Genomic DNA, 9,051 nt, shown 5'->3' on the forward strand with positions numbered 1-9,051 from the left:
CCCTCAGCCGCCCGTGCCCGGAGGACCGATGTCCGTGCTCGCCCAGTTGCTCACCGCCGTCGCCGACGGCTCGGTGGAGATCGTCGACCTGACCGCCCCGCTGTCGGAGCGGACGCCGATCCTCCAGCTGCCCGAGCCGTTCGCCAACACCGTCCCGTTCCGGCTCCGGGAGATCAGCCGGTACGACGACCGCGGGCCCGCCTGGTACTGGAACGACATCGAGACCGGCGAGCACGTCGGCACCCACTTCGACGCGCCCGTGCACTGGGCCACCGGCCGCGGCGGCGAGGACGTCGCGCAGGTCCCGGCCGGCCGGCTGGTCGCCCCCGCCGTGGTGCTGGACGCCTCCGAGTACGCCGCCGCCGACCCCGACTTCCTGCTGGAGATCGACCACGTCCGCGACTGGGAGAGGGCCAACGGCCCGCTCCCGGCCGGCGGCTGGCTGCTCTACCGGACGGGCTGGGACGCCCGGTCCGGCGACCAGGACGCCTTCCTCAACGCCGACGAGAACGGCTCCCACACGCCGGGGATCTCCGCCGAGTGCGCCCGGTGGCTCGCCGAGGAGACCCCCGTCCTCGGCCTCGGCACCGAGACCGTCGGCACCGACGCGGGCGGCGCGCACGCCTTCGACCCGCCGTTCCCCTGCCACTCCCACTTCCTCGGCGCGGGCAAGTACGGCCTCACCCAGCTGCAGAACCTGGCGCGGCTGCCCGCCCGCGGCGCCGTGCTGGTGGCGGCGCCGCTGCCGATCGTCGGCGGTTCCGGCAGCCCCGCCCGCGTGCTCGCGCTGATCGAGCGATGAACGTCGCGGAGGCCGTCGGGCGGGCCCTCGCGCGGCTCGGCGCCGACACCGTGTTCGGGGTCGTCGGCAGCGGCAACTTCCACGTCACGAACGCGCTGGTCGCGGGCGGCGCCCGGTTCGTCGCCGCCCGGCACGAGGGCGGCGCCGCGACGATGGCGGACGCCTACGCGCGGGTGGGCGGCGGCCTCGGCGTCGTCACCGTCCACCAGGGCCCCGGCCTCACCAACGCCGTGACCGGCATCGCCGAGGCCGCCAAGAGCGGCACGCCGCTGCTGGTCGTGGCCGGCGAGACGGCCGCCGCCGCGGTCCGCTCCAACTTCCGGATCGACCAGGCGGCGATCGCCGCGGCCGTCGGCGCCGTCCCCGAGCGGGTCCACTCCCCGCAGACCGCGCTCGACGACGTCGCGCGCGCCTGCCGGACCGCGGTCGCCGAGCGCCGCACCGTGCTGCTCGGCCTGCCGCTGGACGTGCAGGGCGCCGCGTTCCCGGGCGAGGAGCCGCGCCGGCCCGCCGCGCGGCCCGCCGGCTACCGGCCGCGGCCCGCCCGGGTGCCGCCGCTGCCGGTGCCGCCGCCGGTCGCGGTCGCCCGGCTCGCCGACGCGCTGCAGGCCGCCCGCCGCCCGGTGTTCGTCGCCGGCCGCGGCGCCCGGCTGTCGGGCGCCCGCGAGCCGCTCGCCGAACTGGCCGGGCGCTGCGGCGCGCTGCCCGCGACGTCCGCCGTCGCGCGCGGGCTGTTCGCCGGCGACCCGTTCGCGCTGGACGTCAGCGGCGGCTTCGCGACGCCGGCCGCCGCGGAGCTGATCCGCCGCGCCGACCTCGTCGTGGCCTGGGGCTGCTCGCTGACCATGTGGACGACGCGGCACGGCGCCCTCATCGGCCCGGACGCGAAGGTCGTGCAGATCGACGTGGACGCCCGCGCCCTCGGCGCGCACCACCCGGTCGACCTCGGCCTGATCGGCGACGCCGCCGAGACCGCGCGGGCCGTGCTCGCCGAGCTGGCGGCGCGCGGCCACCGCGCGACCGGCCACCGGACGCCCGAGACGGCCGAGCGGCTGGCCCGCGAGGGGCGCTGGCGGGACGTCCCGTACGAGGAGTTCCCGGACGCCAAGGACGACGGCGGCGGCCCCCGCATCGACCCCCGGACGCTGACGATCGCCCTCGACGACCTGCTGCCCCGCGAGCGCACCGTCGCCGTCGACTCCGGCAACTTCATGGGCTACCCGGCGATGTTCCTGGACGTCCCCGACGGCGACGGGCTCGTGTTCACCCAGGCGTTCCAGTCGGTCGGCCTCGGCCTCGCCAGCGCGATCGGCGCCGCCCTGGCCCGGCCCGACCGGCTCACCGTCGCCGCGCTCGGCGACGGCGGCGCGCTCATGTCGGTCGCGGAACTGGAGACCGCCGTCCGGCTCGGGCTCGGGATGCTCGTGGTCGTCTACGACGACGAGGCGTACGGCGCGGAGGTGCACCACTTCGGCCCCGGCGGGCACCCGCTGGACACGGTGACGTTCCCGCCGGCGGATCTGGCCGCAATCGGCCGCGGCTTCGGCTGCGCGGCGGCGACCGTCCGGCGCCGGGACGACCTGGCCGCGGTGGCCGACTGGCTGGCGGGGCCGCGGGACCGGCCGATGGTCGTGGACGCCAAGGTCACGCGGGGCCGGCCCGCCTGGTGGCTGGCGGAGGCATTCCGCGGCCACTGACCGTGTAGTACGGCTCAGTCTGGGAAGCATGACGCCGTCACGATCATGGACGGGCCCTGCCGGGCGGCGCGCCGACATCGTCGTCGCGCCCCTGTCGACCCGTCCCGCCGGACGTGCCCACGTTCGCGGCGGTCGTGCCCACGTCACACGTCCTGGAGGAGAGATGGCGCGATGGCCGGTCCCGGAGATCGTCCGGGAGATGATCGCGGAGTTCGCGGGAACGATGGTCCTGATCCTGTTCGGCGTCGGCGTCGTCGCGCAGGTCATCGCCGGAAGCGGGCTCGGCGCGCCGGACAGCCTCGGCGGCCACGACGCCATCACCTGGGCGTGGGGTTTCGGGGTCACGCTGGGGGTCTACGTGTGCGCGCGGATCAGCGGCGGGCACATCAATCCGGCGGTGACCGTCGCCTTCGCGGTCTTCTGGGACTTCCCGTGGCGCAAGGTGCTGCCGTACTGCTTCGCGCAGACGCTCGGCGCCTTCGTCGCCGCGCTGATCGTCCGGTGGAACTACACCGAGATCCTGCACGCGTTCGACCCCGGGCTGACCGCCAAGACGCAGTTCGTGTTCTCCACGATGCCCGGCAACGGGTCGCTGCCGATCCACACCTGGGGCGCGTTCCGCGACCAGATCATCGGCACGGCGATCCTGCTCTTCCTCGTCCTCGCGCTCGTCGACCCGCGCAACGCGCCGCCGCTGGCCAACCTGGCGCCGCTCATCATCGGGTTCGTCGTGGTGGCGATCGGGATGGCGTTCGGCTCCGCGGCCGGGTACGCGATCAATCCCGCCCGCGACTTCGGCCCGAGACTCGCCCAGTACATCACCGGGTACGGGAGCGCGTGGCGAGATCAGTACGGGGACTTCTACTTCTGGGTCCCCATCGCGGCGCCGCTGATCGGCGGAATCCTCGGCGCCGGGCTCTACGTCCTGCTCATCGGGCGTAACATCCCGCGCGAGCAGGAGGTGGAGGAGACGCTCGAGCCGGGCCTGAACAAGGACGAATCCTGACGGGGACCCGCCCCGCGGCAGAAAGGGCAGAGTAATGGCCGACTTCGTCGGAGCGCTGGACCAGGGCACGACCAGCACCCGTTTCATGATCTTCGACCACGGCGGCAACGAGGTCGCCCGCCACCAGCTGGAGCACGAGCAGATCCTGCCGCGGGCCGGCTGGGTCGAGCACGATCCGACCGAGATCTGGGAGCGGACGCGCTCGGTCGTCCAGTCCGCGCTGAACAAGGTGAACCTGCACCACGGCGACCTGGCGGCGCTCGGCATCACGAACCAGCGGGAGACGGCCGTGGTGTGGAACCGGCGCACCGGCCGCCCCTACTACAACGCGATCGTCTGGCAGGACACCCGCACCGACCGGATCGCGTCCGCGCTCGAGCGCGACGGGCGCGGCGAGACGATCCGGCACCGCGCCGGGCTGCCGCCCGCGACCTACTTCTCCGCCGGCAAGGTCCAGTGGATCCTGGAGAACGTCGACGGCGTCCGGGAGGCCGCGGAGAACGGCGACGCGATCTTCGGGAACATGGACACCTGGGTGCTGTGGAACCTGACCGGCGGCAGGAACGGCGGTGTGCACATCACCGACGCGACCAACGCCAGCCGCACCATGCTGATGGACCTGGAGACCCTGCAGTGGGACGACCAGCTGCTGTCGTTCTTCGGCATCCCGCGGTCGATGCTGCCCGAGATCAGGCCGTCGTCCGCCCCCGAGCCCTACGGGACGACCGTCGCGGACGGCCCGCTCGGCGGCGAGGTGCCGCTGACCGGCATCCTCGGCGACCAGCAGGCGGCGACGGTGGGGCAGGTGTGCTTCGCGCCCGGCGAGGCCAAGAACACCTACGGCACCGGCAACTTCCTCCTGCTCAACACGGGGGAGGAGCTCGTCCGGTCCAAGGCGGGGATGCTCACCACCGTCTGCTACAAGTTCGGCGACCAGCCGACCGTGTACGCGCTGGAGGGCTCGATCGCCGTGACGGGGTCGGCGGTGCAGTGGCTGCGCGACCAGCTCGGCATCATCTCCGGCGCCGCGCAGAGCGAGTCGCTGGCCCGGCAGGTCGACGACAACGGCGGCGTGTACTTCGTCCCGGCGTTCTCCGGCCTGTTCGCCCCGTACTGGCGGTCGGACGCGCGCGGCGCGATCGTCGGCCTGTCCCGGTTCAACACGAACGCGCACCTGGCCCGCGCCACCCTGGAGTCGATCTGCTACCAGTCCCGGGACGTGGTCGAGGCGATGCGCGAGGACTCCGGCGTCTCCCTGGACGTGCTGAAGGTCGACGGCGGCGTCACGGCGAACGAGCTGTGCATGCAGCTGCAGGCCGACATCCTCGGCGTCCCGGTGTCGCGCCCCGTCGTCGCCGAGACCACCGCGCTCGGCGCCGCCTACGCCGCCGGCCTCGCCGTCGGGTTCTGGGACACCACCGACGAACTCCGCCAGAACTGGAACGAGGACAGGCGCTGGGAGCCCACCTGGAACGACGAGCAGCGCCAGACCGGCTACGCCGGCTGGAAGAAGGCCGTGGAGCGCACCTACGGCTGGGTGGACGTCGACTGACGGTCCTTTCCATCCGGGCCGTGATGATCTAGCATCCGGTCGGTGACAGTGCGTCACCGGCCGGGGCCCGCTCCGGTCCACCGAGAGGATCCCCGCATGCCCCCACGCCTCGCCGCAGCCGTCCTCGCCGCCGTCGCCGGTGCGGCGACCCTCACCGCGAGCACCGCGCAGGCCGCCCCCGCCCCGCCGGAGGCCGCGCACCAGGGGAGGGCGGCGGTCGACTTCACCGGGATCGTCGCGCTCAGCAACTGCTCGGGGTCGCTCGTGCGGGGGCCGCGCTCCCGCGACACCGACGCGGCGCTGGTCCTGACGAACGGCCACTGCCTGGAGTCGGGGATGCCGAAGGCGGGCGAGGTCGTCGTGGACCAGCCGTCGTCCAGGACCTTCAAGCTCCTCGACCGGACGGGCGGTGGAGACCTCGGCACGCTCCAGGCGACCCGGGTCGAGTACGCCACGATGACCGACACCGACGTGACCGTCTACCGGCTGAACACCACCTACGCCGCGATCCGGCAGCGCTACGGCGCCACCGCCCTGCCGCTGTCCACGGCCAGGCCGCACGACGGCACAAAGATCCGGGTCGTCTCCGGCTACTGGCGGAAGATCTACGGCTGCGAGATCGACGCGTCCGTGTACCGGCTGCGCGAGGCCGGCTGGACGTGGAAGGACTCGATCCGGTACACGCCGGAGTGCGCGACGATCCACGGCACGTCCGGCTCGCCGGTCATCGACGCCCGGACGCGTCGCGTGGTCGCCGTCAACAACACCGGCAACGACGACGGTGAGCGCTGCACGCTGAACAACCCCTGCGAGGTCGACCGCGAGGGCCGGATCACCGTCCGGCACGGCAGCCACTACGGCCAGCAGACGTACCTGCTCGCCCGCTGCCTCGGTGCGGGCAACGACGTCGTGCTGGACGGGAAGTGCGCCCTGCCGAAGCCGTGACGGCCGCCCGCTCGGCCCGCGGCTCGCTCAGCCCTCCGCCAGGAGGCCCATGCGGAGGCGGTCCAGGGTGGCGCGGAGCAGGCGGGACACGTGCATCTGGGACAGGCCGATCTGCTCGGCGATCTGCGTCTGGGTCTTGTTGCCGAAGAAGCGCAGCAGCAGGATCGTCCGCTCGCGTTCGGGCAGGCTCTCGATGAGCGGGCCGAGGGCGTGGCCGTCGATGAAGGCGTCGAGCGCCGGGTCGTCGGACCCGAGGTACTCGCCCACCGTGCCGTTCTCGCCGCTGGGCGACCCGTCCGCCGGCGCCTCCAGCGACAGCGGCCGGTAGGCGTCGCAGGCGATGATGACCTCGACGGTCTCCTCCTCGGTGATGTCCATGAGGGAGGAGATCTGCGCGGTGGTGGGGGAGCGGCCGTGCTCGCGGGTGTACTCCTGCACGGTGCGCTGCAGGATCGGCCGCAGCTCCTGGATCCGGCGCGACACCCGGATGCCCCACGTCTTGTCCCGGAAGTGCCGCTTCACCTCGCCGGTCACCACCGGGTAGGCGTAGGTGACGAAGCGGTCGCCGATGCCCGGGTCGAACCGGTTGATGGCCTTGACCAGCCCCAGGTAGGCGACCTGCTGCAGGTCGTCCAGGGGCTCGCCGCGGTTGGCGTACCGGCGCGCCACACCGCGGACCAGCGGCGCGTGCATGTCGACGATGCGCGCCCGCAGCCGCTCCCTGCGGAGATCGCCCTCCGGAAGCCCGTTCATCTCCGCGAGCAGGATCTCGGTCTGGCCGTCATTGAACCGGGTGGTCTGCGCCGACGTCATGCGAGTGCTCTCCTTTGCGGACGAGGCCGGCGAGGGCAGGGGGCTATCGCTCGGTGCGCTCCCTCTACCCGGAAGCGCAGCGATCACACGGCGCCGCCGGGGTCGCGCGGATAGCCGCACGTCAGGCGGCTGGAGATCGCCCCGGCGGGCCCCGGTAGACTCGGGGCGGCCCCGGTGGACGGGGACGCGGCGGTGGGGCCCGCCGTGCCCGGTACGGGGTGAACCGCGGACGCAGTCCGCCAACGGTCCCTACCGGTGAACGCGGTCGCTACTGGTAGGAGTGCGCCATGCCCGGTCCCCCCGTGGATCCCCCCGTGGACCCCGATGTCGATCTGCACGTCCCGCGGCAGCGCGCCGAGCTGCGCCGCGCGCCGTGGGAGACGCTCGGGGCGATCTCGGCGGGCGGCGTCCTCGGGGCGCTCGCGCGGTACGGGCTGAGCGCCGCGTTCCCGTACGGGCCGGGCGAGTTCCCGTGGCCGGTGTTCTGGACCAACGTCGCCGGCTGCCTGCTGATCGGCGTGCTGATGGTGCTGATCACCGAGGTGCGGCCGGCGCACCGGCTGGTCCGGCCGTTCCTCGGGGTGGGCGTCCTCGGCGGGTTCACCACGTTCTCGACCTACACCGTCGACGTCCAGCGGGCGGTGGAGCACGGCGCGCCGCGGGTGGGGCTGGCCTACCTCGGGCTGACGCTGGCCGCCGCGCTGGCCGCGGTCCTCGCCGGGGTGCGGCTGACCAGGTCCCTGGCCGGCCGCCGCGCCGCGGAGGACGGCGAGTGACGGTCCTGCTGGTCGCGCTGGGCGCCGCGCTCGGCGCCCCGCTGCGCTACCTGACCGACCGCGCGGTCCAGGCCCGCCACGACTCGGTGTTCCCCTGGGGGACGTTCACCGTCAACGTCGCGGGATCGTTCCTGCTGGGCCTGCTCGCGGCGCTGCCGGCGGACGGCGGCGTGCTGGCCTTCGCCGGGACGGGCTTCTGCGGCGCCCTCAGCACCTACTCCACGTTCGGGTACGAGACGCTGCGGCTGGCCGAGACGGGGGCCCGGTCCTACGCGCTGCTGAACGCGGCGGCCAGTATCGCCGCGGGGCTCGGCGCCGCCTACGGCGGCATGGTCGTGGCGCAGGCGCTGCCCGCGTCCTGGGGGTGACCCGGGGGACGCGGACGTGACCCGGGGTGGAACGTGGCGCGGCCCAGGCTCGCAGTTCGGGGCACTTGGCTCCGAGCTGGCGAGTGGGCCGCGAGGTGACTCTGCCCATCGGGCCGTGTCCGTAAACCGGAAGGTGTCTGAAGTGTCACGTGAGGGGCAGGGCAACCTGCTGTGCGGGGCATGGCGGCGGCACCGGGCGGTCCGCGCGCGGGGCGGGGACATGGGCGAAGACATGGGGCGGGGACATGGGACGGGCGGCCGCGGGTAGCAGGCAGCCGAACACCCCTTATCCGGAGAGGTCGCCATGACGGGAGCCGGCGGATGCGCGTCCTGGTGACCGGATGGCCGAGCTTCCTGCACGGTGAGGCGACGGCGGGCGACGTGCTGGCGATGGAGGCCGTGCGGCGCGGGCTGGACGGGGCGGGGGTCGAGTGCCGGCTGGCCTGGAGCCCCGTCTTCCGGCCGGGCGGCCTGCACCTCGACCGCGCCGACCCCGCCTCGTTCACCCATCTGGTGTTCGCCTGCGGGCCGCTGCACGGCCGGCAGGTCGAGGAGCTGCACCGCCGGTACGCGGGCTGCGTCCGCATCGCCGTCGGCGTCTCGGTCATCGACCCGGACGATCCGGCGGCCGCCGGGTTCGACGCCGTGCTCGCCCGCGACACGCCCGCGGCGGCGCCGCGGCACGACCTGGCCGCGCTGCCGGCGACCCCGTCGGTGCCGGTGGCCGGGGTCGTGCTCGCACCGGGCCAGCGGGAGTACGGCGGGCGGGGGCTGCACGACCGGATCGAGGGGGAGCTGACGGAGTGGCTCGCCGGGCGCGAATGCGCGCGGCTGCCGCTGGACACGCGGCTCGATCCGCGCGACTGGCGGCTGTTCCGCACGGCCGCCGAGCTGGAGTCGGCGCTGCGCAGGCTCGACCTGGTGGTGACGACCCGGTTGCACGGCCTCGTCCTGGCGTTGAAGAACGGCGTCCCCGCGATCGCCGTGGACCCGGTCGGCGGCGGCGCGAAGGTGACCGCGCAGGCGCGGGCCTGGTCCTGGCCCGCCGTCGTCACCGTGCCCCGCCCGGAGCCGGGGCGCTCCGCCGTGTCG

The 9,051-nt window shown here is 74.2% G+C and carries 9 protein-coding genes; 8 read left to right on the forward strand and 1 reads right to left on the reverse strand.

The window, feature by feature from the left end:
- The first annotated feature begins 28 nt into the window (after nucleotides 1–28).
- The 5 genes from ABZ806_RS22445 to ABZ806_RS22465 all read left to right on the forward strand — a co-directional run bounded on the left by ABZ806_RS22445 (nucleotide 29) and on the right by ABZ806_RS22465 (nucleotide 6,002).
- Nucleotides 29–802, forward strand: a complete 774-nt coding sequence (locus ABZ806_RS22445) for a cyclase family protein (protein ID WP_500219303.1) — start codon at nucleotides 29–31, stop codon at nucleotides 800–802.
- Nucleotides 799–2,499: a thiamine pyrophosphate-binding protein gene (locus ABZ806_RS22450; RefSeq protein ID WP_500219304.1), complete on the forward strand. Its 1,701-nt coding sequence runs from the start codon at nucleotides 799–801 to the stop codon at nucleotides 2,497–2,499. The genes ABZ806_RS22445 and ABZ806_RS22450 overlap by 4 nt, the downstream gene beginning before the upstream one ends.
- A gap of 163 nt (nucleotides 2,500–2,662) precedes the next feature.
- Nucleotides 2,663–3,505: an MIP/aquaporin family protein gene (locus ABZ806_RS22455; protein ID WP_500219305.1), complete on the forward strand. Its 843-nt coding sequence runs from the start codon at nucleotides 2,663–2,665 to the stop codon at nucleotides 3,503–3,505.
- 34 nt (nucleotides 3,506–3,539) lie between these two features.
- The gene (gene glpK, locus ABZ806_RS22460) at nucleotides 3,540–5,057 is read left to right on the forward strand and encodes a glycerol kinase GlpK (RefSeq protein WP_500219306.1); all 1,518 of its coding nucleotides are present in this window, start codon (nucleotides 3,540–3,542) and stop codon (nucleotides 5,055–5,057) included.
- Nucleotides 5,058–5,153: 96 nt separating this feature from the next.
- Nucleotides 5,154–6,002 (forward strand): trypsin-like serine peptidase, encoded by an 849-nt coding sequence (locus ABZ806_RS22465; RefSeq protein ID WP_500219307.1) that lies wholly within the window; start codon nucleotides 5,154–5,156, stop codon nucleotides 6,000–6,002.
- A 27-nt stretch (nucleotides 6,003–6,029) separates the two neighbouring features.
- Here the strand turns inward: ABZ806_RS22465 and ABZ806_RS22470 are convergent, their stop codons facing one another.
- Entirely contained in the window at nucleotides 6,030–6,815 is a 786-nt protein-coding gene (locus ABZ806_RS22470; RefSeq protein ID WP_500219308.1) for a SigB/SigF/SigG family RNA polymerase sigma factor, read from the reverse strand.
- A 287-nt stretch (nucleotides 6,816–7,102) separates the two neighbouring features.
- Between ABZ806_RS22470 and ABZ806_RS22475 the strand changes: the two genes are divergently transcribed.
- From ABZ806_RS22475 to ABZ806_RS22485, 3 genes are all read left to right on the forward strand, one after another.
- Nucleotides 7,103–7,591, forward strand: coding sequence for a fluoride efflux transporter FluC (locus tag ABZ806_RS22475; protein WP_500219309.1), 489 nt, complete (start codon nucleotides 7,103–7,105; stop codon nucleotides 7,589–7,591).
- A complete protein-coding gene (locus ABZ806_RS22480) occupies nucleotides 7,588–7,959 on the forward strand; it encodes a fluoride efflux transporter FluC (RefSeq protein WP_500219310.1) in 372 nt (123 codons plus the stop codon). Before ABZ806_RS22475 ends, ABZ806_RS22480 begins: the two co-directional genes overlap by 4 nt.
- A 321-nt stretch (nucleotides 7,960–8,280) precedes the next feature.
- Nucleotides 8,281–9,051 (forward strand): polysaccharide pyruvyl transferase family protein (locus ABZ806_RS22485; RefSeq protein ID WP_500219311.1); only part of this gene is annotated, 771 nt, incomplete at its 3' end.

Origin of the sequence: Spirillospora sp. NPDC047418 (assembly GCF_040643275.1) — a bacterium.
Taxonomy (GTDB): domain Bacteria; phylum Actinomycetota; class Actinomycetes; order Streptosporangiales; family Streptosporangiaceae; genus Spirillospora.